At 62.3% G+C, this 26,297-nt stretch carries 27 protein-coding genes; 13 read left to right on the forward strand and 14 right to left on the reverse strand.

From position 1 onward, the window contains the following. Window positions 1-136: 136 nt before the first annotated feature. Window positions 137-925 carry a ribose-5-phosphate isomerase RpiA gene (rpiA, locus tag IT775_RS17240; protein ID WP_212702477.1) on the reverse strand — a complete coding sequence of 263 codons (789 nt, stop codon included), beginning with the start codon at window positions 923-925 and terminating at the stop codon, window positions 137-139. A gap of 269 nt (window positions 926-1,194) precedes the next feature. Here rpiA and IT775_RS17245 point away from each other — a divergent pair, with 269 nt between their 5' ends. Both IT775_RS17245 and IT775_RS17250 read left to right on the forward strand, forming a co-directional pair. Continuing rightward, entirely contained in the window at window positions 1,195-2,568 is a 1,374-nt protein-coding gene (locus IT775_RS17245) for an L-serine ammonia-lyase (protein ID WP_212702478.1), read from the forward strand. Between the two features lie 71 nt (window positions 2,569-2,639). Continuing rightward, window positions 2,640-3,566, forward strand: coding sequence for a DMT family transporter (locus IT775_RS17250; RefSeq protein ID WP_212702479.1), 927 nt, complete (start codon window positions 2,640-2,642; stop codon window positions 3,564-3,566). Here IT775_RS17250 and IT775_RS17255 read toward each other — a convergent pair. After that, on the reverse strand, window positions 3,499-4,185 hold the full coding sequence (locus IT775_RS17255) for a thiamine diphosphokinase (RefSeq protein ID WP_212702480.1): 687 nt from the start codon (window positions 4,183-4,185) through the stop codon (window positions 3,499-3,501). The genes IT775_RS17250 and IT775_RS17255 overlap by 68 nt on opposite strands. A gap of 137 nt (window positions 4,186-4,322) precedes the next feature. Between IT775_RS17255 and IT775_RS17260 the strand changes: the two genes are divergently transcribed. Beyond that, window positions 4,323-6,290 (forward strand): hypothetical protein, encoded by a 1,968-nt coding sequence (locus IT775_RS17260; protein WP_212702481.1) that lies wholly within the window; start codon window positions 4,323-4,325, stop codon window positions 6,288-6,290. Window positions 6,291-6,332: 42 nt separating this feature from the next. Here IT775_RS17260 and IT775_RS17265 read toward each other — a convergent pair whose 3' ends face one another. The 3 genes from IT775_RS17265 to IT775_RS17275 all read right to left on the reverse strand — a co-directional run bounded on the left by IT775_RS17265 (window position 6,333) and on the right by IT775_RS17275 (window position 8,712). Beyond that, window positions 6,333-7,286: a GGDEF domain-containing protein gene (locus tag IT775_RS17265; protein WP_343231159.1), complete on the reverse strand. Its 954-nt coding sequence runs from the start codon at window positions 7,284-7,286 to the stop codon at window positions 6,333-6,335. A 23-nt stretch (window positions 7,287-7,309) separates the two neighbouring features. Then, complete coding sequence (locus tag IT775_RS17270; RefSeq protein WP_212702482.1) at window positions 7,310-7,894, reverse strand: heme NO-binding domain-containing protein; 585 nt, start codon at window positions 7,892-7,894, stop codon at window positions 7,310-7,312. Between the two features lie 119 nt (window positions 7,895-8,013). Then, window positions 8,014-8,712 carry an HAD family hydrolase gene (locus IT775_RS17275; protein ID WP_212702483.1) on the reverse strand — a complete coding sequence of 233 codons (699 nt, stop codon included), beginning with the start codon at window positions 8,710-8,712 and terminating at the stop codon, window positions 8,014-8,016. A gap of 107 nt (window positions 8,713-8,819) precedes the next feature. Here IT775_RS17275 and IT775_RS17280 point away from each other — a divergent pair, with 107 nt between their 5' ends. Then, window positions 8,820-9,275, forward strand: a complete 456-nt coding sequence (locus IT775_RS17280) for a MarR family winged helix-turn-helix transcriptional regulator (protein WP_212702484.1) — start codon at window positions 8,820-8,822, stop codon at window positions 9,273-9,275. Window positions 9,276-9,281: 6 nt separating this feature from the next. On the opposite strand, the gene IT775_RS17285 is transcribed toward IT775_RS17280, so the two are convergent. Continuing rightward, window positions 9,282-9,560, reverse strand: coding sequence for a DUF3572 domain-containing protein (locus IT775_RS17285; protein ID WP_212702485.1), 279 nt, complete (start codon window positions 9,558-9,560; stop codon window positions 9,282-9,284). Between the two features lie 192 nt (window positions 9,561-9,752). On the opposite strand from IT775_RS17285, the gene IT775_RS17290 reads away from it, so the two are divergent. After that, complete coding sequence (locus IT775_RS17290) at window positions 9,753-11,150, forward strand: diguanylate cyclase (RefSeq protein ID WP_281414372.1); 1,398 nt, start codon at window positions 9,753-9,755, stop codon at window positions 11,148-11,150. On the opposite strand, the gene IT775_RS17295 is transcribed toward IT775_RS17290, so the two are convergent. The 4 genes from IT775_RS17295 to IT775_RS17310 form a co-directional block, all read right to left on the reverse strand. Further along, complete coding sequence (locus IT775_RS17295; RefSeq protein WP_212702487.1) at window positions 11,131-11,697, reverse strand: periplasmic heavy metal sensor; 567 nt, start codon at window positions 11,695-11,697, stop codon at window positions 11,131-11,133. The two genes, IT775_RS17290 and IT775_RS17295, sit on opposite strands and share 20 nt — an antisense overlap. Before the next feature lie 4 nt (window positions 11,698-11,701). Further along, entirely contained in the window at window positions 11,702-12,064 is a 363-nt protein-coding gene (locus IT775_RS17300) for a hypothetical protein (protein ID WP_212702488.1), read from the reverse strand. After that, window positions 12,057-12,641: an RNA polymerase sigma factor gene (locus IT775_RS17305; RefSeq protein WP_212702489.1), complete on the reverse strand. Its 585-nt coding sequence runs from the start codon at window positions 12,639-12,641 to the stop codon at window positions 12,057-12,059. The genes IT775_RS17300 and IT775_RS17305 overlap by 8 nt, the downstream gene beginning before the upstream one ends. 111 nt (window positions 12,642-12,752) lie before the next feature. Then, window positions 12,753-13,334, reverse strand: coding sequence for a PLC family EF-hand domain-containing protein (locus tag IT775_RS17310; protein WP_212702490.1), 582 nt, complete (start codon window positions 13,332-13,334; stop codon window positions 12,753-12,755). Between the two features lie 252 nt (window positions 13,335-13,586). Between IT775_RS17310 and IT775_RS17315 the strand changes: the two genes are divergently transcribed. Together IT775_RS17315 and IT775_RS17320 are read left to right on the forward strand one after the other, a co-directional pair. Next, complete coding sequence (locus IT775_RS17315) at window positions 13,587-13,976, forward strand: DUF983 domain-containing protein (RefSeq protein WP_212702491.1); 390 nt, start codon at window positions 13,587-13,589, stop codon at window positions 13,974-13,976. Window positions 13,977-13,999: 23 nt separating this feature from the next. Then, the gene (locus IT775_RS17320) at window positions 14,000-14,707 is read left to right on the forward strand and encodes an NUDIX hydrolase (protein ID WP_212702492.1); all 708 of its coding nucleotides are present in this window, start codon (window positions 14,000-14,002) and stop codon (window positions 14,705-14,707) included. Here IT775_RS17320 and IT775_RS17325 read toward each other — a convergent pair. Then, a complete protein-coding gene (locus tag IT775_RS17325; RefSeq protein WP_212702493.1) occupies window positions 14,670-15,569 on the reverse strand; it encodes a DMT family transporter in 900 nt (299 codons plus the stop codon). The two genes, IT775_RS17320 and IT775_RS17325, sit on opposite strands and share 38 nt — an antisense overlap. 98 nt (window positions 15,570-15,667) lie before the next feature. Continuing rightward, complete coding sequence (locus IT775_RS17330; protein WP_212702494.1) at window positions 15,668-18,127, reverse strand: GcvT family protein; 2,460 nt, start codon at window positions 18,125-18,127, stop codon at window positions 15,668-15,670. Window positions 18,128-18,231: 104 nt separating this feature from the next. On the opposite strand from IT775_RS17330, the gene IT775_RS17335 reads away from it, so the two are divergent. Next, window positions 18,232-18,876, forward strand: a complete 645-nt coding sequence (locus IT775_RS17335) for a TetR/AcrR family transcriptional regulator (protein WP_212702495.1) — start codon at window positions 18,232-18,234, stop codon at window positions 18,874-18,876. Window positions 18,877-18,914: 38 nt separating this feature from the next. On the opposite strand, the gene IT775_RS17340 is transcribed toward IT775_RS17335, so the two are convergent. Continuing rightward, entirely contained in the window at window positions 18,915-19,961 is a 1,047-nt protein-coding gene (locus IT775_RS17340; RefSeq protein ID WP_212702496.1) for an aldo/keto reductase, read from the reverse strand. A 93-nt stretch (window positions 19,962-20,054) separates the two neighbouring features. Next, window positions 20,055-20,483: a DsrE family protein gene (locus IT775_RS17345; protein WP_246525682.1), complete on the reverse strand. Its 429-nt coding sequence runs from the start codon at window positions 20,481-20,483 to the stop codon at window positions 20,055-20,057. 202 nt (window positions 20,484-20,685) lie between these two features. Between IT775_RS17345 and metG the strand changes: the two genes are divergently transcribed. From metG to IT775_RS17370, 5 genes are all read left to right on the forward strand, one after another. Then, window positions 20,686-22,398, forward strand: a complete 1,713-nt coding sequence (metG, locus tag IT775_RS17350) for a methionine--tRNA ligase (protein WP_212702498.1) — start codon at window positions 20,686-20,688, stop codon at window positions 22,396-22,398. 241 nt (window positions 22,399-22,639) lie between these two features. Beyond that, on the forward strand, window positions 22,640-23,314 hold the full coding sequence (locus IT775_RS17355; protein ID WP_212702499.1) for a phosphatidylserine decarboxylase: 675 nt from the start codon (window positions 22,640-22,642) through the stop codon (window positions 23,312-23,314). 12 nt (window positions 23,315-23,326) lie between these two features. Beyond that, window positions 23,327-24,064, forward strand: a complete 738-nt coding sequence (pssA, locus tag IT775_RS17360; RefSeq protein WP_212702500.1) for a CDP-diacylglycerol--serine O-phosphatidyltransferase — start codon at window positions 23,327-23,329, stop codon at window positions 24,062-24,064. Window positions 24,065-24,085: 21 nt separating this feature from the next. Then, window positions 24,086-24,700: a class I SAM-dependent methyltransferase gene (locus IT775_RS17365; RefSeq protein WP_212702501.1), complete on the forward strand. Its 615-nt coding sequence runs from the start codon at window positions 24,086-24,088 to the stop codon at window positions 24,698-24,700. Window positions 24,701-25,518: 818 nt separating this feature from the next. Next, a partial coding sequence (locus IT775_RS17370) for a hypothetical protein (protein WP_212702502.1) occupies window positions 25,519-26,297 on the forward strand: 779 nt, incomplete at its 3' end.

The following is a 26,297-nucleotide window of genomic DNA, read 5'->3' on the forward strand; positions in this document are numbered from 1 at the left end:
TGCAACCGCACCTCCCACCGACGACAGAGCACACCTTTCCAAAGCGCCGGCCCGGCCGGGCGGACTGGCGCCGGCCCGGCGGCTTTCGGCCTTGCTCCGGGCTTGATCTGCCCTGAAGGAATACTGACCTGGCGGCTCAGTCGCTCAGATCGGTGAACAGGTTGTCGCTGTCGACAAACTCCAGCTTGTCCTCTTGCACCGACTCGTCATTGATGTCGCGCACCTGCACCCGGCCGTCGCCATAGCCCACGATCACCGTGTCGCAGATGTCGATGAACAGCCCGTTTTCCACCACGCCGGGGATCTGGTTCAGCACCATCGCCAATTGGCGCGGGTTGCCGATTCGGTTCAGGTGCAGGTCGATGATGTGATTGCCCTCGTCGGTGAAGAACGGGGTATCGCCGTTCATCCGCAGGGTCGAGGACTGGCCGAGCACGTCCATGCTGTCGAGCATTTCCTCGACCAGCGCCTTGGTGGTCTGCCAGCCGAATGGGATCACCTCGACCGGCAGCGGGAAGGCGCCCAGGGTTTCGACCTCTTTGCTGACATCGGAAATCACGATCATCCGGTCGCTGGCCGTGGCGACGATCTTTTCCTGCAGCAACGCACCGCCGCCGCCCTTGATCAGATTGAATTCGGCGTCGAATTCATCCGCCCCATCGATGGTGACGTCGAGCCAGCGCGCCTCGTCCAGGCTGATCACCTCGATGCCGACTTCGCGGGCCAAGGCGGCGGTCCGGGTCGAGGTCGGAACGCCGCGGATCTTCAACCCGTCCTCGCGCACCATTTCGCCCAGGCAGCGCACCATCCAGGCGGCGGTCGATCCCGTCCCCAGGCCGACGCGCATCCCGTCTTCCACGAATTCCACCGATTTCTTGGCAGCAACGAATTTGGCTTTGTCAATGGGCGACAAATCTCCGGTCATGGCAGTGACTCCATTGTTTTCTGGACCGCTTATAGAAAAGATACCCTGAAGGCGCGAGGGGCAATGAGGGAATTTGCTCCATTCAGGCTGGAAAGGTCGTTTTTTCGGTCGACAATCCTGCCTCCGCCCGGTTGCGCGGCCATGCAAGACCGCGGCCCGGCGCGGCATTGCGCGAATGTATCCGAAATTGTCGCTTTCCGGTCTTGATGCCCGGACGGCGGGCTATAGGGTGGCGCGAAACGCAACCGCCATCGAAAGGGCGTCCGGAAATGTTCCTGTCGGTATTCGAGATGTTCAAGATCGGGATCGGCCCGTCCTCGTCGCACACGATGGGGCCGATGGTGGCAGCGGCGCGCTTCCTTGGCATGATGCGCGCCTCGCCGTTCGATTTCCACGGGCTGCGCGCGTCGCTGCACGGATCGCTGGCCTTCACCGGAATCGGGCACGCAACCGACCGGGCCACCATCCTGGGGCTCGCCGGGATCGAACCCGAAAGCTACGATCACGAGGCTGGCGAGGCCGCGCTGGACGAAATCCGCCGCACCAAAACCGTCACCCCGCCGGACCTGCCCGCGCTGGCCTTCGACCCCGAAACCGACCTGGTCTTCGATTACGACGCGCCGCTGCCCGGCCATGCCAACGGCATGGTGCTGATGGCCACCGATGCCCAGGGCGACGTGATCCTGCGCGAAGTGTTCTATTCCATCGGCGGCGGCTTCGTGATGACCGAGGCGGAACTGGCCGCGGGCAAGAACACCTACGAAGGCGCGCCGGTGCCCTACCCGTTCAAGACCGCGGTCGAGATGCTGGAAATGGCGCAGAGTTCGGGCAAGACGATCGCCGAGATGAAGACCGCCAACGAAGTGTCGCGCTGCGGTCATCAGAACCTGAAAACAGGGCTGACCCGGATTTGGGAGGTGATGAACGGCTGCCTCGAACGCGGATTGACGTCCGAGGGCGAATTGCCCGGTGGGCTGCACGTCAAACGCCGCGCCAAGGATATCCACGAAGCATTGCTGGCCGAACGCGGCATGAACCTGAACGCGCCGCACACGATCAACGACTGGATCAGCACCTACGCGATGGCGGTGAACGAAGAAAACGCCGCCGGCGGGCAGGTCGTCACCGCGCCCACCAACGGTGCCGCCGGAGTGTTGCCCGCGGTGATCCGCTACTGGCTCGACCACGTGCCGGGCGCCAGCCTGTCGCGGATCGACGATTTTCTGCTGACCGCCGCCGCAATCGGCGGGCTGATCAAGCACAACGCCTCGATCTCGGGCGCCGAAGCAGGCTGCCAGGCCGAGGTCGGCAGCGCTGCCGCGATGGCTGCTGCCGGGATGTGCGCGGTGATGGGAGGCACGCCCGAGCAGATCGAAAACGCCGCCGAGATCGCGCTGGAACATCACCTCGGGATGACCTGCGATCCGGTGAAGGGGCTGGTGCAGGTGCCCTGCATCGAACGCAACGGGCTGGGCGCGATCAAGGCGGTCAGCGCCGCGTCGCTGGCGCTGCGCGGGACCGGGGATCATTTCGTGCCGCTCGATGCCGCGATCGAGACCATGCGCCAGACCGGGCGCGACATGCACGAGCACTACAAGGAAACCTCGCTCGGCGGATTGGCGGTGAATATTCCGAATTGCTGATCGGCGCGACCCGACGTCAATCAGCACCTTCCAGGATTGCCCCCGCCCCGCCGCCTTCCTAACCTGCGCCCATGACGCAGGATCGCCCCCTTTTCGGCATCGCCTTGATGCTCGCCTTTTCCGCCATGGCGCCGTTTGCCGACGCCATCGCGAAGATATTGGGCCAGACCCTGCCGATCAGCCTGATCGTGCTGTTCCGCTTCGTCGCGCAGCTGGCAATCCTGCTGCCGCTGGTGATGCTGAGCCGCCGCACCTGGTCTTTCACCCCGCGGGTGCTGAAACTGTCGCTGATCCGCACCGTGCTGCATATCCTCGGCATCGGGCTGATGGTGGCCGCGCTCAGGGTGCTGCCGCTGGCCGATGCCATCGCCATCGCCTTCGTGCTGCCCTTCCTGATGCTGCTGCTGGGCAAGGTCTTCTTGAATGAGGAAGTCGGCCCGCGCCGCCTGGCCGCCTGCGCGGTAGGATTTGCCGGGACGCTGCTGATCGTGCAGCCCAGTTTCCAGCAGGTCGGCTGGCAGGCGCTGCTGCCGCTGGCCGTGGCTGTCAACTTCGCCTTTTTCATCCTGGTCACCCGCTCGGTATCCAAGGAAATCGACCCGATGGCGTTGCAGGTGGTGTCGGGCGGCATGGCCGTCGTGATCCTGCTGCCGCTGCTGGCGGGCTATTACCTCTGGGCCGGACAGGCCAGCATGCCCGCCGCGCCAGACGGCACCGAATGGGCGCTGCTGGGGGCGATGGGGGCGATCGGCACGGTGGCGCATCTGCTGATGACCTGGTCGCTGCGCTACGCGCCCTCGACCACCCTGGCGCCGATCCAATATGTCGAATTGCCGATGACCACCTTCGTCGGCTGGCTGATCTTTTCCGACCTGCCCAACTGGTTGGCCGCGCTTGGCATCACGATTTCAGTCAGCGCCGGGATCTATATCATCCTGCGTGAACGGGCCATGCTGGCGCCTGCGAAAGCGCCGCCGCCGCCGGCTCCAGCTCCGTAAGCGGCAGCATCATCAGCATCGCGGGCGAATCGAACCACAGATGCAAAGGCCCACTGATTTCGTTCGAGGTGCCGACCCGCCCGTCGGGGGCGAAATGCAGCCCCTCGATCGGCCAGCGCAGCCCCGCCGAGCGCCCGGTGACAGCCGCCATCGGGAACAGCGACACCAGGGTGCCGACGGCCAGGTCCAGCCGCAATTCGGGCGGCGCGACGAAGCTGATCAGTTCCGGCCCCAGCAGGATGCAGCGCCTCTCGGGGCGGCGCACCATCGCGTTGAACGCGGCCATCTGGTGATCCACCCGGCTGCCGTCGAATCCGGCGCCCAGCACCAGCGGCGCATCGATATGGCGCAGGCATTTGTCGAAATCGGTACTGTCTTGTTCGGCGATGGGATGCAGACGGTCTTCGGGAATCGCGACCCGCGCCGCCTCAGACAGGCTGTCGAAATCGCCGATCACCGCGACCGGATCCAGCCCCAGTTGCAGGGCCACGTTGGCACCGCCATCGGCACAGACCACGTCGGGCGCCAAGGCCAGCGCCGCCTCGATCGCCTGTTCCGGAACGGTTCCCGCACCGATCAGAGTCACCGGAGAGGTGGAAAAAACAATTGCGTCATTCATAGGGGGATTACTGCCCGGTTTGGAAACAGACCACAATATGGTCACAAAATGATACGGTAAAAATCCAAGATTCGGTCAGCTTTCGGCGGGATACGAATGGTATTCAATTAAGCCAGAGGCAGAAAAAGGCGAGTTCAATGGTTTCGAACAGCAAAGTTTTGACGGTTTCCTACGGCACGTTTTCGTGCACCTTGGAAGGGTTCGACGATTCCTTCGAGACGATGAAGGCGATCGCGGAATATTTCCGCGACCTGGCCGCGGATGATCGTTATTTCGGGGCCGAACCGCCGACGCCAGATGCCGACATGCTTGCCCGGATCGCCGAACGCGAAATCGAACGCCGTGTGCAGGCCCGCGCGGAAAGCGGTGCAATCGTTCTGACCGCCGCAGCCAGCGCCCCTGCCCCTGCCGAACAAGCCCCTGCAGAAGAAGAACCGGAAACCGCCGAAACCGCGCCTGAACCGGTTGCCGAGGAAGCCCCCCTCGCGCCCGAAATCGAAGAACCCGCTGCCCCCGCTGCCGGGGAACCGGCAGAAACCGTTTCCGGACCGGAAACCGCCGAGGCCGGGGAATCCGCCGCCGAAGATCTGCCCGTGGTGGAAACCCAGCCTGACGCCGTGGCCGAACCGGAAATTGAAACCCAGGCCGCGCCGGCCCCCGATGCTGCCGTCAGTCTGCTCGATGACAGCAGTGTCGCGGCCAAGCTCGACCGCATCCGCGCGGTCGTTTCGCGCGGCAGGCCAGCATCGGAGGAACCGGATTACACCGAAGATGAGCATGCCGAGGATTTCCTGTCCGAAGCCGTCGAACAGATCGAGGACGTGATCGAAGCCGACGATCAGGCCGAACTGGACGCCGAGGAGGTGGAGGAAGAAAACTTCTCCTCGATCATCGCAACCGTGCAGAAAGCCAAGGCGGAACCCGCCGAAAAGGCTTCGGAAGAGGCAGAGGACAGCCTGAACGGCGCTTTGGAGCAAGCCGCCGAACTGGAGACCAGCGAGGAAGCCGAAGCCGAAGCCGAAGCCGAAGCCGAAGCCGAAGCCGAAGCCGAAGCCGAAGCCGAAGCCGAAGCCGAAGCCGAAGCCGAAGAAGCGCGTGTCGAGACCGAAGAAGAGGTCAAGCCCGTGGTGGAACCGGTGCGCCCGGTCCGTCCTGTCCGTCCGGTGCGCGTGCTGAAGATGAAGCGTGCCGATTTCGAAGCGGCGCTGGAAACCGGCCAGCTGGAAGAGGAACAGGGCGAAGCCCCCGAAACCTCGCTGAGCCCCGAAGACGAGGCCGACCTGCTGCGCGAACTGGCCGAGGTCGAAGCGGAATTCGCCAAGGATGCGGAAGCGGACGAAAATGAGGACGAGCTTCGCTCGATCTTCGACGCGGGCGAAGAAGAAACCGTCTCGCAGGAACCGGGCCGCGCCCAGCTGGAAGAACCCGATCTGTCGCGCCTCATGGCCAAGACCCAGTCCGAAATGGACAGCCCCGAAGGCGCCAACCGGCGCAAGGCCATCGCCCATCTACGCGCCGCGGTCGAGGCGACCCGCGCCGAAACAGAAGCGGGCGGCGGTCTGAAGCGGGTTGCAGATAATGCTGACGCGTTCCGCGACGACCTCAACAGCGTGGTGCGCCCGCACCACCCGACCGGGTCGAAGAAAACCTCGGTTCGCCCCGACCCGGTCCGTCCGGCGCCTCTCAAGCTGGTGGCGTCGCAGCGGATCGATACCGCGCCCGAAACCGCCGCGCCGCAACCCGCCATTCAGGTGAAACCCCGCCGGGTGCATCTGAACCGGGACACCAGGCATTCCACGCGGGATGCTGCGGATCAGTACAGCAACTTCCCCGAATTCGCCGAAGCGAAAGGCGCCGAAACGCTGTCCGATCTTCTGGAAGCGGCGGCGGCTTACCTGTCCTATGTGGAAGGCCATGAACAGTTTTCGCGGCCGCAGCTGATGAACAAGGCGCGCCAGGTCGAGGACCTGAGCTTCAGCCGCGAAGACGGGCTGCGCTCCTTCGGGCAGCTGCTGCGCGAAGGCAAGATCGAGAAACTGCAGGGCGGTCGCTTCACGGTGTCCGATCAGATCGGCTTCAAGCCCGAAAACCGCGCTGCCGGCTAAGCCCGCCAGACGCCCCACCCGCCCGGTCGCTTTCTGGCGGGGTCAGCCTGCCGCGTGGAAATGCAATCGCGCGCGTCCGCTGCGCTTGGAAAAATAGAGCGCCGCATCGGCATCCGCCATCATCCTGGCCGGATCCGGCTTGCCGTAATCCACCGATCGCGCAATCCCGATGCTGGCCGAGACATGACAGGGCTTGCCCTTGAACCGGATCGGCTGTTCCAGCCGGGACAACAGGCGACCGGCCACCGACTGTAATTTCCCCCTGTCCGTCATGCCCTGGAAAATCAGCAGGAATTCGTCGCCACCGATGCGGAACGCCGTGTCCTCCTCGCGCGTCAGACCGGCCATGATCCGCGCCACCTCTTGCAGCACATGATCGCCAGCGGCATGGCCCATCGTGTCGTTGATGGCCTTGAAGTGATCCAGGTCCAGGTGCATCAGTGAAAATTCGATCCCGTTTTCGACCAAGCGGGGCAGGATGTTGTTCATCGCGCGGCGGTTCTTCAGCCCGGTCAACGTATCGGTGAATGCCCGTTCCTCCGCCGCGATCTTGGCCCCCTGCAGCCGCGAATTCAGACGTTGGCTGGCATCCATCGCGGCGGTTTTCGCCTCGATCAGATAAAGCATGTCGACGGTCAGGTCGGTCGCGGCAAAATCTTTCGCGCTGAGTGCGTAATCGCTCACCCCATCCTGAACCGGCATGCGGAAGGACAGGTTCAGGACCGACGCCGCCCCCAACGGGGCCAGAACGCCATTCAGCGCCGTTTTCGGCGGTTGGGCAAACCGCAACTGCAGCTTGCCCCCCGCCTGCGCCCGGAGCGCCGACACCCGATCGATAGCGCGCGGCCGCAGCACTTCGAACAGGTCGAAAAGGCAAACACCACGAAGGTCGCGGTCTGGCCGCAGCTTGGCCAGGGTGGGGCCGGCATGGGTGATCCGGCCCTTGTGATCGATCTGCAGATGCATCGGCATCAACGTGTCCAACAGGGGCGTCACGTCCGTCCCTTGCGCGATACAGGTCATAGCCCGGCGCCCAGTTCGAAACTGCGCCCCTCGGCGAAGGTGCCTTCCACCAAGGAGATTTTGATCAGGTCGCGGCCCGGGCCTTTTTCCACGAAATCCAGACACACCAGCGCCCCGTAATCATCGGCCATGGTGCGCAGTATCCCCAGCAAGGCACAGGCGAAACAGGGATGGTCGGCCTTGCACATTAGACAGAACAGATCCCGCCCGCACTCCCGCAGCTCCAGTTGCGGAAGTTCCAGGTCGGGCACCGCCATGCGCGCCCGATCCGGCAGATCCTCGAGCGATTGCAGGAATTCCTCGAACGTCGCGCCGCCGAAACGCAACAGGCGACGTACTGCCTCGGTATTGGGGTGGGACACCAGATAGGTGCCGATATCTTCACACAGTTCTTCCTGCGGTTTCGACAGGGACGCGCCGAGCGCGGCCAGCACATCGTCGGTCAGCGTATCGTCATAGGTCAGCATTGCCTCGAACCGGGGCGGATCAATCCCGGCGTCGCGGGCGACCGCCAGCCAACAGTCCTCGCCATAGGTATCGCGCACAAAACACTGGATCGCGCGGTTGATGAGTCCGTGCATTCGCCAAACATCCCACATCTTCGTTGCGACAGTCTGGTCGATGAGGGGTTAACAAAGCAAAAACGCCGTCTGGGCATCGCTGTTGGTTGCAACCGGGGCACGCCGCCGCGGCGAAGGCTTCAGGCCGCGCCTCGGTCCAGCCAGGCCGGAATATGCCCGATATCGGGCAGCACCGCATCGGCCAGCGGCGCCAGTTCCGCCTCGGGCGCGACACCGGTCAGCACGCCAAGCGTACGCATCCCCGCCCGGCGTCCGGCAAGAAGGTCATGGGTGCTGTCCCCCACCATCACCACCCGGTCCGGCGACAGCCCGGCCTGCCGCGCAAAGGCCAAAAGCGGATCCGGCGCCGGCTTGGCGCCGAAACCACTGTCGAAACCGGCGATGAAATCGAGCTTGCCGTCGATCCCGGCATGGCTGAGATGCGCGCGCGCCGCCTGCTCGGAATCGTTGGTCATCACCCCCAGCGCCAGACCGCGTCCCGCCAGCCCATCCAGGAACGGCGGCAGCGGCACCGCCGGGGCCAGCGGCGCGACCGCGGCGCTTTCCATCAGTTGAATTTCCAATTCCGCCACGCTGCGATCGGGCAGGACGGATGCGACGCATTCCGCAGCATCGCGGTTGGTGCCGGCGATGACCGGGCTGTGCGGCAGGAATTGCCTGCCCACCAGATCAAAAGCGATGGCATCGGCGATCCGGGTCGCAAGCCCCCCGTCGCCCATCGACAGGTCCGCGATCAGATCGGCCGCCCACACATCCCATGTCGCCCGGAAATCGAACAGCGTGCCGTCCTTGTCGAACAAGATACCTTTGATCGTCATACCGCCACCCGCCCTGTTTGGTCGCCGCCAACCTGACCCGCGAGACCGCGAAAGGCAAGCCCGGCGCCGCTTGACTTTCCGCCGCCGGTGCTGTCGGGTTTTGCGCCATGGATGACGATACGCCCTACCGCCTGCATCACTCGCTTGGCTACCATCTTTCCGTCGCGTCGCGGCTGCAGGAACGGCGGCTGGACGAGGATTTGAAGCGGCTGGGCCTGACCCGCATCACATGGTGCATCCTGTTGGCCGTGGGCAACGAAGGGCTGACCCAGCCTTCGGAAATCGCCGACTTCGTGGGCATCGACCGGACCGCCACGTCGCGCGCGCTGCGCAGGATGGAAGCCGACGGGTTGGTTGAGCGCGCCAGCGGCACCGAAGACCGCCGTACCCGGCGCGTGGCGCTGAAACGCAAAGGGCGCAATCTGATCGGCCAAGCGACCATCCGCGCCCGCGACAACGCCGCGCAGATAGAACGGGCACTTACCGACGCGGAACAAGCCGAACTGAAGCGGTTGCTCGGCAAGCTGCGCAAGGCCGGAAACGGCCCCCTGCCTACCCTCTAGCTGGAATCAGGTCCAATGCATCTGCTGGCCGCCCGGCAGCGCGGCGCGCGCCTGCATCAGGCTGTCATATGGCAGGGTCAGCGCTTCGCAACAGGCGATGACCCAGGCATCGTCCATCATGAGGAAATCCAGAACCGAGCCGAGGAAATCCGGGTCGGTCGCGTTGGTTTTCAGATCCTCGGCAGAGGCGCCCGACGCGCCCATGAAAACCGGCAGCAGGTCGTCACTGGCGGCCAGCCAGCCCAAGGCCCGCAAGGCAGTCGTTTCAGCAACATCACAATTCAAGGGATTTTTTTCCGTCGTTATGATTAATCTGGAAACGCTTTCTTAACCATTCTCGCGAAAAAACTAAAGGTGGTAACAAATAGACCTAAGACGATCAAAAGACAACCTTAAGATGAGTAGATTTTACATTAATCTAGCATAAAGTTGCAACCTACCGCTTCCCGCTGGAGTGGTCCTTAAAGACAACCGGATATGCCAAGCAAGATCTTGATAGTTGACGGAATGGCAATCGACAGGACCGTTATGCGGATCAAACTGGCATCGGCGTATTACGATGTGATCCAGGCCAGCAACGGCACCGAGGCCCTTTCGATCATCGACAGCGAAGATCCTGACCTCGTGATGGCCGGCCATACCCTGTCCGACATGACCGGCGAAACCTTCTGCCAAAAGATCAAGGCGTCCGAAACTGGACGGGACCGGCCGGTGTTGCTGATCATGCCCGCCTCTGACCGGGCGGCGCTGGTTTCGGCCCTGCGCTGCGGCGCAGACCAGGTGTTGTTCGACACCGTCAGCGACCCGTTGCTGTTCTCTCAGGTGCGCGCACTGATCCGCGGGCAATACATCTCCGGGCAGAGCTTCCTGCAGGACAATTCCGGTCCTGAATTCGGATTCAGCGAACCGACCACGCCCTTCCTGTCCACGTTGCGGATCGCAATCGTCGCCGATGACCGCAGCCTTGCCCGTCAATGGCAAAACGATCTGCGCCTGCCGCAGCAGTACAAGCTCAGCAACCACACACCGCGCAGCCTGATGCGGGACATCGAAATGCGGGGCGCGCCCGATATCCTGATGGTCGGGATCGACGGGCAAATCCCCGAGTGCGGTTTGCAGCTACTGGCCGCGTTCTGCGCCAATTCGCGCAGCGCGAGCACCAAGGTTTTGGCCGTCATCACCGCCGGCGAAGACGCAGTTGCGGCAGAGGCGCTGGACCTCGGGGCGAACGACGTGCTTTTGAACGGTTTCACCCGAGAAGAAGCCGAAGAAACGATGCTGCGGCTGACCCGTCTGGCGCGGCGCAAACATCTGGCCGACAGCATGCACAGCACCGTCAGGAACGGGCTACGCGCCGCCTTGATCGATCCGCTGACCGGTCTCTACAATCGGCGTTATGCCTTCCCTCACCTGCAGAAGATGGCCGAGGAAGCGGCCAAGGCATCCGATCCTCTTGCCGTGATGGTGGCCGATATCGATCATTTCAAGCAGATCAACGACCAACATGGCCATGTGGCCGGGGACGAAATTCTGCGCCGCGTCACAAAACGGATGGCCGCATGCCTGCCCGGCGATGCCCTGCTGGCGCGGCTCGGCGGCGAAGAATTCCTGATCGCGACCCCGTCAACGCCGGGCAGCGAGGCGCGGCAGATCGCGCGCAGGCTTTGCGACACGATCGGCAATGCCCCTTTCAATCTGCCCGGGGCCACCGCGCTGATCCCGGTCACGATCAGCATCGGGTTGTCGTTGGGCGGCGGTCGGACCGCGCAGCAAACGACGAGCGCCATGCAGCTTCTGGAACAGGCGGACCGGGCACTTTACGGTGCGAAGTCGGATGGCCGCAATCAGGTGATGTTCAGTCGCCCCGCCGCATGAAATGCCATTCCGGCCTGTGGTCCGGGGCTTTGCCGTGCGGTCTGCGACCGTGTTCTCCTTGGAACCTCTTTTGCAACGCGCCTTCCAGGCGGTCGGCATAAGCGGAACGGTCTTCGTCGCTCATCTCGGAAAGGTGTTGCAGCAACAGGCGATGACCCAGTTCGGCGCGCTTTTGTCCGAATTCCAGCTGCCGCTGCAGGATCGCGGCGGCGGTATCGGCCTCGAACGGATGCGCCCGCAGGGCCGCGACCATCGCATTGAAATCGGATTTCATCGCCTCGCGTGACGGCAGAGCGTCACGGTGTTCGCGAAAAAACGCGCGCCCGATCCGGCGGCGATCCTCCGGGGCCAGCGCATAGGTATAGACCCCGGCGACCTGATCGGCACGCACCGGCCGCCCGTCCCCCGGCGGGCCGAACCGCATAAAGGCGCCGACCGCCATGCCCAGGACCGCGAGGTTCAGCGCAAGCGACGCGAAAAGCACGATCCGCGGCCACAGCCGCGGCGATCCGTTCTTGACTGGTTTTTCCATGTCCGCTTCGCTCATCGCCTCAGCCTTCCGCAACATCAAATTGGAAATCGGGGGCCAGATCCACCAGGTAGGCGTCCGCACCGCTGTTCAGGTAGGCCTCGGCGGTCATCGACACGGCCGAGGGCGGGTTCACACCGATCCACAGCCCGGCCACGCTGGCCGTTGCCAAGCCCGCCACCGCAGGCCAACCGCCAATCGCCGCAACGAACTGCCGCAACCGGCCCGGCCCGGCGCGGCGCGGCGCTTTTCGCCCGGCAAGCCGCCGTTGTTCGGCCAGCGCATCATCCAGCACCCGCTGCATGAAATCCGGTGACGGGTCCGGAACCTGCCGCCGCGCCGCATCGAAAAAGATATCCAGATTGTCCACATCCCGCTCAGTCATCGGAATACCCCAATTCTTCGCGCCGTCCCTTCAGATGGGCGGACAGCGCCCGCTTCCCCCGTGCGGTCAGACTTTCGACCGCTTCGGTACTGATTTCCATCGCCGCTGCAATCTCTGGATTGCCCAGACCTTCGATATGGCGCAGCACCACCGCCTGTCTTTGCCGCTCCGGCAGTTCGTCAAGCGCGCTGTACAATGCCTTTATACGCGCCGCATCCTGGACTCCGTCGACAACGCTGGCACTGTCATCCGCCGGTTCGGCGATCGCATCGATCCCGACGCTGCGCTGCCGGCGCAGCCGGTCGGTGCACAGGTTTGCGACGACACGATAAAGCCAAGTGGTAACCTTGGCTTCGCCCTGACGCCAGTCCGGCGCGATCTTCCACAGCCGCATCATCGCTTCCTGCGCGACATCCTCGGCCTCGGCCCTGTTGTTCAGCATCCGCATCGCCTGCGCGAAGGCGCGCGGCGTCAGCCGCAGGTTCAGCGACCGGGCTGCATCCGCATCCCCGTTGGCGAAAAGAACGAGCAAGGCTTCGTCGGAAACATCGCTCAATGCGTCGAGGGCCATGTTCATCGTCCCGATGGCGTATCTCTTTCCCCTGTTTCGGGCAATCCATATTGCCCGATGTGCAGGACCGGCGCACCGGTCCTGCGCGAAACCAGATCACTCGCTACGAAATCCGGCTCACTCGACCGGCTGGCGGTAGCCTTGCCCGTCGCCTTGGCCGTGGCGCTTGCCGCCGTGTCCGTCGCAATCGCCGCCGCGCTGGTGGTGTTCACCCCAGTGTTCGCCGCGCCTCTCGCCGGGGCCACCGCGTTGATGGCGCCGTTCCAGCTTGGCGAATTCCTGTCCGCTGACCGCGCCATCCTTGTCGGCATCGAGGCGGGTGAGCATGTCCAAGCCGGGGCGCCCGGCCTGCATTTCCTCGGCGCTGAGCAGCCCGTCGCCGTCCGTATCGCGCCGTTCGATCATCCGGCTCACGCGCCGCTGCATCCGTTCGGCCCGCTCCTTTTCAGCGCGTGCTGCCATTTCCTCAGCGCTGAGGTTGCCGTCGCCATTGCTGTCGGCGGCGTCGAAACGGGATTTGAAATGGGCCTGGATTTCCTCTTTCGTCACCTGCCCGTCGCCATTGGCGTCAAGTTCCGAAAAACTGATATGCGGCATGCGCGGGCCTTCGTCATGCCCCTTGCCGAAGGCCGATGCGGTGATGGCGGTTCCCGCCAGTGCAATCGCGGTGAAACCGGTCATGATAATCGCACGTTTCATTCGCTTACTCTCCATAATCTTCCACTCTGAAACCAGGGCTGTGGCCCGTTTCTGCAGGTTTCAACGCGGCGGCCGGCAAGTTCCGTCGTTTAATGTCGCAAAGGTCACGTGAGCGTGATCGCAGCGTGAATAAAAACATTCAAAATTCAAGATTTGCGACATCGGGACGCAATACCAATGCGCCCTCTTTTTATTCGCCTAGGATTGCTTCAGATTTATCGCTTACGGAAATGCGAAGAAGCCGAGGAAACAATGGTGGATACGACGATGCGTGCCGAGGAACGGGAAACCATGCCTGCAATTCTGCGCGGTTGGCGCCGCAAATGCCCGAATTGCGGCAGCGGCCCGATGCTCAAAGGCTATCTGAAGGTGCGCGACGATTGCTCCGTGTGCCGCGAGGAACTGCATCATCAGCGCGCCGATGACGGACCGGCCTACCTGACCATCCTGATCGTCGGCCACCTGATGGCACCGCTGTTGCTGTTCGTCTTCGAAATGTGGCGGCCCGAACCGCTGGTCCTTATCACCATCTTCTCTATTGGCACGGTCGGTTTGTCGCTTTACCTTCTCCCAAGGCTGAAGGGGGCAATGATCGGATACCAGTGGGCCCGGCAGATGAACGGGTTCGGGAAATCCGGCTGATCCCCCGCCACCCGGGAGGACAAATGACAATCGACAAGACCGCCATTCGCGACGCCGCCACGGTGATCGTATTGCGCAACCGGCTGATCGACCCGCATGTCCTGATGGGACAACGCGGGTCGAAAGCCGCGTTCATGCCCAACAAATTCGTGTTTCCCGGCGGCGCGGTCGATGCCGAAGACGCCGATATCCCGCTGGCCACGCAATTGCCCGCCGTTTGCCGCGACCGGCTGCTGGAAGACTGCGCACAGGATCTGGCACATCCGCTGGCGATCGCCGCGATCCGTGAACTTTGGGAAGAAACCGGCCTTGTGCTGGGCCAAAAGGGCGATTGGAACATCACTCCGCCCGCCGACTGGACCAGCTTTGCCGCCACCGGGCACCTGCCTTCGGCGCATCCGCTGCAATTCGTGTTCCGCGCCATCACCCCGCCGGGCCGCCCGCGCCGGTTCGACGCGCGGTTCTTCCTGATCGACGCCGACGAAATCGCCAGCGACCTGGACGATTTCAGCGCCGCCTGCGACGAGCTTTCTCATCTGCAATGGATTCCGCTGCCCAAGGTGCGTGAATTCGACCTGCCCTTCATCACCGAGGTCGTCCTGGCCGAGGTCGCGGCGCGCGCCCATGACATGACGCCGCCGGCAAACGTGCCGTTCTTCAAGAACAACGAGGAAGAGAACCTGTTCCTGCGCCTTAAAGGAAAAGGACCAATGACAGGACGCTCGCACTAATCAGCGCGATCCCGGCGCCTTCGCGCCGGGTCAGCCGTTCGCGGAAGAAGAAGACCGAGGCGGCGATGGAAAAGATCACCTCGACCTGCCCCACGGCAAAGACGTAGGCCGCGTTCTGCAGGGTGAAGCCAACGAACCAGCACATGGTGCCACCGACGCTGGCCGCGCCGACCCAAGCCGACGTGCGCCATGACGCGGCCACCTTGCGCACCTGCCCCGGTTCGCGCCAGGCGACCCAGGCGCTCATCACCACTGCCTGCGCCATGGTGGCGAAGGCCAGCGTGATCAGCGCCCGCATCAACGGCACGTCGCTGATCACCTCAAGCGTCGCGCCGCGATAAGTCACTGCAGAGACCGCGAAGAATGCCCCGGACAGCAGCCCCAGGCCCGCACTCCTGTTCAGGATCCGCCGGCTCCACCCGCCCTGCCCTTCGGGCCGGTCGGACAGCACCAGAACCCCGGTCAGACCCAGCAGAATGGCAAGGAAACCATAGAGGGAAATCCGGTCGCCCAGCAGCACGAACCCCACCAGCGCGGTCTGCACCACCTCGGTCTTCTTGAAGGTGATCCCGACGGCGAAATTGCGATGCGCGAACAGGGCCACGACGCACCAGGTCGCCAGGATCTGGGTCATCGCCCCGACGAGTCCATAGATCAGGAACCTCGACCCGAGCGCTGGCAAGGCCTGCCCCGACCACAGCAGATACCCCGCAGTCGTCGCCACCGCAAAGGGGGCCGCGAACATGAACCGCGATAAAGTCGCCCCGCCCGAGGACAGCACCCCCATGCTGAGATATTTCTGCAGCATGAAGCGAAGGGTCTGAAACGCGGCGGCGGTTATGGAAACGAGGATCCAGGTCATGCCCGTCTCATGACCGAATTTCCTGGCGGGCACCAGCGCAATCGAAGGGCGCCCGGATCCGGCCGGGTGCCTTTCCGCGCCTCATAAGCGACGCATCCTCAGCACTTAATCCGCGTCATCCCCGCATCGAACAGCGGCTTGAGCGACGCGGTCGCCTTGAATCGCGTGCCTGCAATGTCAATTTCCCAATCCCCGCTATTGACGATCTCGGCCTTCAACGGCGCGTCGGTTTCGGCAAATCCGACCCCCACCGCACCGCCCAGCGTGTGGCCATAGGCACCGATTTGGATATGGCCGACCTCCTGACCGTTCAGGTAAATCAGCTCGTTGCCGTAAAGCAGCGGTTCTGGGTCCTGCAGCAGGAATTGCAGCATCCGGTTCTTCGGCACGCCCGCCGCCTTGATATCGGCCAGCGCGTCGCGGCCGACGAAACCACCGGGCTTGTCCAGCTTGACGGCGAAGCCCAACCCCGCCTCGATCGGGTTGTCGGTATTGTCCACGTCGATGCCGAAATCGCGATAGGCTTTTTCCAGCCGCAGCGAGGACAGGGTCTGCATCCCCGCGTTGCGGATGCCGAATTCCCGTCCGGCCTCCATCAGCAGATCGTAAACCTGCACCGCATGCAGGGACGGGACCTGCAATTCCCAGCCCAATTCGCCGACATAGGTGACGCGCAGGGCGAAGACGCTGAAGAAACCGACGTCGATGTTCCTGCCGGTCATGAAAGGGAAGCCCTCGTTCGACAGATCGGCGTCTGAAACCTTCTGCATCAGATCGCGCGCCTTGGGGCCGTGAATGTTGATCTGGGTGATGCCGGGGGTGACATCGGTGATGGTGACGAATTCGCCCTCGCCGATATGGCGGCGCATCCAGGTTTCGGTATGGCCGTGGGAATTTTCGCCCACCACCACCATGAACTTGTCCTGTTCCAACCGGGTCACGGTCAGGTCGGCCTCGAACCCGCCCGTTTCATTGACCCAGGCGGTATAGACCAGACGCCCCGGTTCCACGTCCACCTCGTTGCAGCTCACCCGGCTCAGCAGCGCGCAGGCATCGGGGCCCTGCACCAGGAATTTCGACATCGACGACATGTCCATGATGATCACGTCCTCGCGCGCCGCGCGATGTTCCTCGGCGTGCCAGTCGAACCAGTTCTGTCGGCCCCAGCTGTATTTTTCGATCTTCGCCTGCTCGGGCGTCGGCGCGAACCAGTCGGGCAGTTCCCAGCCGTGGCTTTCACTGAAATAGGCCCCGGCGGCCTTCAGCCGGTCGTAAAGCGCCGATTGCTTCAGCCCGCGCGCGGTCTTGAAGCTCTCGTTCGGGTAATGCGCGCCGAAGCTCTTCGCCAGCAGCTCCGGCGTGCGGGCGCGACGGAAGGCCGGGGTGTTGTGGGTCCCGTCAGCGAAACGTTCGACGTTGAAGGCGGTGTGATCGACCGGGCAATGCCCCTCGACGATCCAACGGGCCAGCGTCATGCCGATGCCCGGCCCGTTCAGGATGCCCAGCGAATTCAGCCCCGCCGCGACCCAGCAATTTGCCAGCTCCGGCGCGGGCCCGACCAGCGGCGCCAGATCGGGGGTGAAGCTTTCCGGCCCGCAGAAGAATTTGCGGATGCCCGCCTCGGCGGCCTGCGGCACCCGTTCGAAGGCCCGTTCCAGATGCGGCGCCATGCGGTCCCAATCCGGGTCAATCTCGCCGAAGGTAAAGTTTTCGGGGATATGGTCGATATGCCAGGGCGCGGCGTCGGGTTCGAACAGCCCCACCAGCAGCCCGCCGACCTCTTCGCGGAAATAGGCCCAGCTGTGCGGATCCTCGACCAGCGGCAGGTCGCGACTGATGCCCTCCATCGGTTCGGTGATCAGATAGTAGTGTTCGGCGGCCTGCAGCGGCAGGTTCAGCCCCGCCTTGGCGCCGATCTGGCACGACCACATGCCGGCGGCGATGACCACGTTGTCGGCCTTTATGTCGCCCTTTTCGGTGCGCACGCCCACCGCCTTGCCATCGCGGGTGATGATATCGACCACGCTGGTGTCTTCGATGATTTTCGCGCCGCGCGACCGCGCGCCACGGGCCAGCGCCATGGTGGTATCGACCGGGTTGGTGCGGCCTTCCTTCGGATACCAGAAGGCAGTGATGGTGTTGGAGAAGTCGCCGATGGGGAACCGTTCGGCGGCCTCGGCCGGGGTGATTTCATGCACCTCGATACCGAAGCGGCGCATGAAGGCGGCGCCGCGACGCATTTCCTCGACCCGTTCGGGCGTGTCGGCGGGCTGGATGTAGCCCACTTCGCGCCAGCCGGTGGCCTGGCCGGTCTCGGCCTCCAGCCCCGCAATCAGGTTGCGGCCATAGGTGTAGAGTTCGCATTCCCATTCGCTGCCCAGAACCGCCGGCACGATTTCACCGGCGGCGTGCCACGTGGTCCCCGAGGTAAGTTTGTCGCGTTCCAGGACAACAACATCCTTCATCCCCAGCTTGGTCAGGTGATAGGCGATATTGCAGCCGATCGATCCGCCGCCGATAATGACGGCCTGGGCGTGGCTTGGCAGCTGAGTGCTCATGGTCAAACTCCTGAGTGGGATTCGGATTTTGATCAAAAGTCTATGATTGACCCGGGGGCAAAATCAAGCAATTGACTGAATAAGCATTCAATGGAATTGAAAACATGGGCGCAACGGCGAAAAAAACCGACACTCAGAAGAAACCGCGCACCGCACCGCCCGAAGTGCGGCGGGCGCAACTGATCGACGCCACGATCACCTGTATCAGCAAATGCGGCATTTCCGGCACCACCCTGACCGGCGTCACCAAAGAGGCCGGGTTGTCGCTGGGGCTGGTCAATTTCCATTTCAAGAGCAAGGACGCCCTGCTGACCGAAACGCTGAACACGCTGGCCGCCGAACATCGCGACCTGTGGATGAAGGCGGTGCAGCGCGAAGACCTGAGCGCGGCGGACAAACTGACCGCGATCATCGAGGCCCAGTTCCACCCAAGCATCTGCAGCCGCAAGAAACTGGCCGTGTGGTTTGCCTTTTTCGGCGAGGCCGGGCACCGCAAATCGTATCGCGAAAATTCATCCCAGTTCGACATCGAACGGCAGGAAATCTGCGCCGGCCTGTGCCGCCAGATCATCGCGGAGGGCGATTATGCCAGCCCCGATGCCGACGGGATTTCAATGACGCTCGAAGCCATGTTCGACGGGTTCTGGCTGAACATGCTGATGTACCCGTCGAAATTCACCGGCAAGGCCGCCGTCAAACAGGTTCGGATCTATCTGGCGACGCTCTTTCCCTGCCATTTCAACGCGTAAGGCCGGGACAGCGGGGGCGCCAGCCCCCGCCCGCCCGATCAATAGGGCATCGGGTGACGCTTGTGCACCGTGTCCAGTTCTTCCATCAGCGCGTCGCTCAGCACCACATCGTCACCGTCGAGGACATGTTCCAGCTGCGCCAGCGTGGTGGCCCCGAAGATGACCGAGGTCATGAACGGCCGCTGCCGCGCCCAGGCGATCGCCATATGCACCGGGTCGATCCCGTGTTCGGCCGCCAGCTTCAGATAGGCATCGACCGCGCCGAACACCCGTTCGGTCTTGCGCCCGCCCAGTTCCGGCACCAGCGACATCCGCGATCCGGCAGGTACCGCGCCGTTCTGGTACTTGCCGGTAAGAAGCCCGGCGGCCAGCGGCGAAAAGGCGATCAGCCCGACATCTTCGTTGGCGCTGACTTCGGCCAGATCGGTGTCGTAGAGACGGCAGAGCAGCGAATATTCGTTCTGGATCGTCACCGGGCGCGGCCCGCCGGTGCGGTCCGCGGTCTGGCACCACATCGTGGTGCCCCAGGCGCTTTCGTTGGACAGACCGAAATGGCGGATATTGCCCTTGTCGACCTGCTTCTGCAGCGCCTCCAATGCATCTTCCATATGGGAGATGGTGTCGGCCCGGTTCTGCGAGGACGGATCGTAACGCCAGTTCTTGCGGAACATGTAAGACCCGCGATTGGGCCAATGGAACTGATAGATGTCGATACAATCGGTTTTCAGCCGCCTGAGCGATCCCTCGATCGCTTCGGGGATGGTCTGCGACGTGATCGGCGCACCGTCGCGGGCGTGCTTCATGCCCTCGCCCGAATGCTTGGTGGCCAGGATGAAATCACCACGGCGCCCCGGATTGGCCGCGATCCATTCACCGACATATTCCTCGGTCCGGCCCACGGTTTCCTTCGACACCGGGTTGACCGGGTACATTTCAGCGGTGTCGATGAAATCGATCCCGCGCTCCAGCGCCAGGTCGATCTGGGCATGGGCGTCGGTCATGTCGGTCTGGGTGCCGAAGGTCATCGTGCCCAGGCACAGGTCGGTGACCGTCAGCCCGGTGCGGCCCAGCGGTTTCTTCTGCATTTCACTGCTCCCTCATGTCGCGCATTCGGGGGCAAGATACCCCGCCCGGCGGAAAAGGCCAGACGGGGCAAAGCGCGATTTGTCACGCAAGCATCACGGGCGAACGTAGCTGTATCCGCTTTCCTGCAACTCGATCAGGCGCACGACACCCGACGGCACGACGGACGCTTCGCTCATCAGCGGCACATCCTTACCGAGTTTCTTGCTCATCTTCTGCAGGGTATTGCCGCAGGCGGAGAAGCTCAGGTGTTCGTTTTCAAGCGACATGGTTTTCACCCGATCGGCGACCGGGCTTTTACCGTCGATGAACATGACAAGACCGGGACCATAGGCGACGAGCTCGATCTCGACCTCTTCGCCCTTGGCATCGTAATAGGCCTTCACGTTCTGCACGTTGTTGAGCGCCATGTTCAGGACCTTGGGGTCGCCGTTGTTGACATGCACCGCGATCTTGTGGGCCGCATCGGCCAGCACCGCAACCGGCGCAAACGCCATCGCGGCGGCCAGAACCAGATGTCTCATACGCATTTCCTCCCTTATTTTTTGCATAAGCAGGGAAATGTTACCCCAAAGCGTGCAAATATCATAATTTAATCATATGGCTGTTCCCCGGCCTTGGAATGACCGCTGCGGCAGGGGATGACATGAAATGCCCACCGGGGCGCTGGAACACGGGTTCGCCATGCGTTAAAGGGGGCTGGAAACGCAGCAAGGGCATGGGTAAATGGCACGGCATCTGATCACCTCGGCAATCCCTTACATCAACGGGATCAAGCATCTGGGCAACCTTGTGGGCAGCCAGCTTCCGGCGGATCTGTTCGCACGCTACCAGCGCGCGCGCGGAAACGAGGTGATGTTCATCTGCGCCACCGACGAACATGGCACCCCGGCCGAACTGGCCGCCGCCAAGGCCGGTCAGCCGGTGGCCGACTACTGCGCCGAAATGCACCTGGTGCAGGCGCAGATCGCCGAAGGCTTCGGGCTGAGCTTCGATCATTTCGGTCGCTCGTCGAGCGAGGAAAACAAGAAGCTGACCCAGCATTTCGCCGCCAAGCTGGCCGAGGCCGGACTGATCCGCGAAGTCACCGAAAAGCAGATGTATTCCAAGGCCGACGGCCGTTTCCTGCCCGACCGCTATATCGAGGGCACCTGCCCCAATTGCGGCTTCGGATCCGCGCGCGGCGACCAGTGCGACAACTGCACCAAGCAGTTGGACCCGGTGGACCTGATCAACCCGCATTCCACCATTTCCGGTTCGACCGATCTGGAAATGCGCGAAACCAAGCACCTCTACCTGTGCCAGAGCAAGATGAAGGACCAGTTGGAAGCCTGGATCGATTCCAAGGCCGACTGGCCGGTGCTGACCACCTCGATCGCCAAGAAATGGCTGAACGACGGCGACGGCCTGCAGGATCGCGGCATCACCCGTGACCTGGACTGGGGCGTGCCGGTCAAGAAGGGCGACGAAGACTGGCCCGGCATGGAAGGCAAGGTGTTCTACGTCTGGTTCGACGCGCCGATCGAATATATCGCCTGCGCGCAGGAATGGGTCCATGCGGGCAAGGGCAACGACTGGGAACGCTGGTGGCGTACCGACAAGGGCGCCGACGACGTGACCTATACCCAGTTCATGGGCAAGGATAACGTGCCGTTCCACACGCTCAGCTTCCCCTCCACGATACTCGGTTCGGGCGAGCCGTGGAAATTGGTCGATTACATCAAGTCGTTCAACTACCTGAACTATGATGGCGGCCAGTTCAGCACCTCGCGCGGGCGCGGCGTGTTCATGGATCAGGCGCTGGAAATCCTGCCTGCCGATTACTGGCGCTGGTGGCTGCTGTCCCACGCGCCGGAAAGCTCGGACGCGGAATTCACCTGGGAAAATTTCCAGACCTCGGTCAACAAGGACCTGGCCGACGTGCTGGGCAATTTCGTCAGCCGGATCACCAAGTTCTGCCGTTCCAAGTTCACCGAAGCGGTGCCCGAAGGCGGCGCCTATGGCGAACATGAAGAGGCGCTGATCGCCGATCTGACCGGCAAGATCCGCGCTTACGAGCAGTTCATGGAAGAAAAAGAGGTCCGCAAGGCGTCGCACCAACTGCGCGCGATCTGGGTCGCGGGCAACGAATACCTGCAATCGGCCGCGCCCTGGTCCACCTTCAAGGAAGACCCCGAAAAGGCCGCCGCGCAGGTGCGGCTGGGACTGAACCTGATCCGGCTCTACGCGGTGCTGTCGGCCCCCTTCATCCCCGAAACCTCGGCCAAGATGCTGGCGGCGATGCATACGCAGGACGACAGCTGGCCCGACGACGTGCCCGCCGCGCTTGCCACCCTGACCGCCGGTCACGCCTTTACAGTACCCGACGTCCTGTTCGGCAAGATCACGGATGAACAGCGCGAGGAATGGCAACAACGCTTCGCCGGCACCCGCGACTGACACAAACCCGCAAAAGCCCGCCAATCGGCGGGCTTTTCTACGACAGGCGAAGACTTCTTTTCCGTTCCCCGGTTAGTTCCGGGGCACGGATGACTGGACTGGTCACCGTGGCCGCAACGCTTCGGCCCGGCCCCGCCCGCGAACGCGCAGACAGCCCAAACCGCACTGTTGCTTTAGCACTTTGATTTCCAATCCTTTCATCATATGAAGTCAGTTCCAGTTGACCTCAGGGAAGATTACCATGAACATGCTTGACACCTTCATCAAGCCGATGCATCCGGAAGGAAGACGCTTCGTTGCGATCTTTGCCGCGGGAACCGTAGGGCTTTTCCTTGTTTCGGATGTGCTCGGCTGGATTGGCGTCATCCTGACGATCTGGTGCTATTACTTTTTTCGCGACCCGGAGCGTGTAACGCCCGATCGCGACGGTCTGATCGTCAGCCCCGCGGATGGAATCGTTTCGCTGATCGAAAAGGCGGTCCCCCCGACCGAGCTCGGGATGGCAGACACCCCGCTGACGCGGGTCAGCGTGTTCATGAGCGTTTTCAACTGCCATGTGAACCGCGCCCCGATTTCAGGCGAGATTACCTCGATCGCCTACCGCCCCGGCAAATTTTTCAATGCGTCCCTTGATAAGGCAAGCGTGCACAACGAACGCAACAGCCTGTGCATCCGGATGCAGGACGGTCGGGATCTTGCCGTTGTGCAAATCGCCGGGCTGGTTGCACGGCGGATCGTCAGCTTCGTGGAACCGGGTGCTGTGATGAAGACCGGGGAACGGTTCGGGCTGATCCGGTTCGGATCGAGGCTGGATGTATATCTCCCGGAAGGGGTCGACCCGTTGGTCAGCATCGGACAGACGATGATCGCAGGCGAGACGGTGATCGCAGAACTGAACGCCGCGACCACGGGATAGGCAAGCGCCCAAATGGCAAAGCAACCCGACAAAGCACCGGCCGAGCTTTCACTCGTTCAGCTTCTTCCCAACATGCTGACCATCGCGGCGATCTGCGCGGGCATGTCGTCAATCCGGGCCGGTTTCCACGGGGACTATGTGCTTGCGGTGCAGCTTATTCTGGCAGCCGCTCTCCTTGACGGCCTGGACGGCAGGGTTGCGCGGCTGCTGGGCAGCGACAGCAAGATGGGGGCGGAACTCGACTCTCTCGCCGATTTCCTGAATTTCGGCGTTGCGCCGCCTCTGGTGATCTATTTCTGGGTATTGGAGGACATGCCCGCCGCCGTATGGCTTGCGGTTCTTGCCTATTCGGTCTGCTGCGTGGTGCGGCTTGCCCGGTTCAATGTCAGCGGCAAAGCCAAGGACGCGGGCGGCGAAAGCCCCTATTTCATCGGCGTGCCCTCGCCTGCAGGCGCCCTGCTGGTGATGCTGCCGATGATCATTTCCTTTGCCTTCGCGAATGCACCGATCCTGCCGGGGATCGTGATCTGTTTCTACATGGTCGCCATCGGTTTCCTGATGATCAGCCGGATACCGACGTGGTCGTTCAAGACGACGAAGATTTCGCGCCGTAACGTGAAATTCTTCCTCGTCGGTTTCGCCATCGTCGGCGCAGCCGTCCTGACCAATCCCTGGAGCACGCTGGTCGTGATCTGCGTCGGCTATGTTGGCATGGTGATCTGGGGCCTGATCGACAGACGCAGAAATTGAAACAAGAAAGGGAGCAGCGGGTTGGACATAAAAGCGGTAAAGGCGTCGTATGCCCGTTGGGCCCCGATCTATGACAGGACCTTCGGGGCGGCCACGAATGCCGGAAGGCGCCGGGCGGTTGAATATATCAACTCCCGGTCCGGCAAGGTGCTCGAGGTCGGGGTCGGCACCGGGCTTTCGCTGCAGCATTACAAACCCGGCCTGCAGGTGACCGGGGTTGATTTCAGCGAGGAAATGCTTGGAAAGGCCCGCGAGAAAGTTCAGGAACTGAATCTGGGCGACACCGTGGAACTGCGTCAGATGGATGCCCGGGCGCTGGATTTCCCCGACAACCACTTCGACACGGTCGTGGCCATGCATGTCCTGTCGGTGGTGCCCGAGCCGGAAAAAGTGATGGCCGAGATCGCCCGCGTCTGCAAGCCGGGGGGCAAGGTGGTGATCACCAACCATTTCAAGAGCAGCCGGGGTTTCCTTGCCCTGCTCGAGAAGATCACCGCGCCGCTCGCCAACATAATCGGCTGGCACTCCGATTTCGAGATGGAAACGGTGCTGGGGGAAAAGGACCTGACCGTCGAGGAACAGAAATCCCTGCCGCCGGTCGGGATGATGACGTTTCTGGTGCTGGGGAAAAGGTGACCGGGTAACAGCCCGATCTTGTCCGGGCGTTACCGTTTTGGGCATGATCTGTTGCGGCGCCGCAATGGAACCGCGTTCTCGTCCAAATCCGTTGACGGCTGTCTTCGACACATGGTGCAAACGCCTTTTCGGGCTGCCCTGCAGGGCAAGATGCGGGGGGGGGCGCAACCATCGTTTCCTCCCCCCAGGCTGTCATGGCGGCGCGGCAGACGGCGAAAAGACCGTTGGCGGCTCTGGATGAAATGACGCCATTCTCAGGAAGTAGATTATCACCAGCTCCCCTTGGAACCCGCGTTTATAAGCCAGCTCTCTTTAGGGTTTGATCCTTTTTCAGCTATTGATGGCATTCGCACGGGGTGAACCCGTCGAGGCTCCTATGGGGTTGTCGAGGGTTATCGTCGTCAAGCCAGGCGTGGATCAGACGGCGGGTAAGGCGCAGACTGGATGTGTGCGTTCAAACACTCGTCCGGGTCCAGCTATGGCTGGTCGTCAAACAAAGGTACAAATCCCTGACCACTTCGGTGGCAACTCCAACAACCGGCGCCGCGATAAATCAATGCTGCGGCTGTCATGTTAAAGCCGCCATCCGCTACTTTCTTTGGTTGGGGCCGTGCCGTCGCGGCACGCGGATAAACGCTCCTGCCCTGACTGGGCCAATTCGGGTTCTTTGATGGCATTCACCGTCAACAAAATTTTGTCACATTAACTCCGAAATTCTTCCTTTAAACAATTTTAACCAATCCGTTAACGAAATATGAACCATTTTTTAAGCGCTGGCATTTCAGTGATCATCATCAAAAAAAAACGGGCAAAACAGAATGAATTTACAGGATTTCTCGCGAGAAAGTGTGTCTTTTTTTACAAAAAACGCGGGAATACGAGGGAACTTAGCCTCGCTCCTGCTCTTGGCGGGAACCGTTTCCGCGGCGCACGCAACGGAAGTTGCAGTAAGCTTCCAAGACGCTGGATATGGTACATTTGGTGGCTCGCAGCTTCAGAACATCGATAGCCCCGAAAGCATTCTGGGGCTGCCGGGCATTTCCAAGGTCGAGTTCGTTCAGAACACCGCAAGTGGGCGCTTCGAAGCCATTCAGGCCGGGTGTGACAGCCAGGGCAACGACGTTGCGGTGACGCTTCGCCTGACCGCAGATTCTTCTCTGATCAACAACGTCGATGGGGCTGGCCACCTTTCCTTCCTTGCTTGCGTCAACTGGCTGGATCAGCCCGGCGGAAAGATTGAAGGTTTCGGTTTCATGCAGCCGATCGGTGCGTCATACACCATCGACTATATCAACCCTGCTACGCCTGATGTTCCATTCGCTCGTACGGCGACGAATGTAGGGAGCAACTTTTTCGCTGATTTAACCGTCAGCGGAGGAAGCGTAACCTACGTATTTGACGGAACGCCAGCAGCGAGCTTCATCGGGAGCGCAAATTTCAAACCAGCTGCGCTCGTTGACGAACTCAACAAATATTACGATGTAACGAGCCCCGCGCCCACTCCCGCCCCCGCGATCGAAGGCGTGAAGACCTCGGCGATCACCACCGATACCGGCGATGCGGGCCTGAGCGTGGGCGACGAGATCACCTACACCTT

The organism is Thalassovita aquimarina (assembly GCF_018219815.1).
Taxonomy (GTDB): Bacteria; Pseudomonadota; Alphaproteobacteria; order Rhodobacterales; family Rhodobacteraceae; genus Thalassobius; species Thalassobius aquimarinus.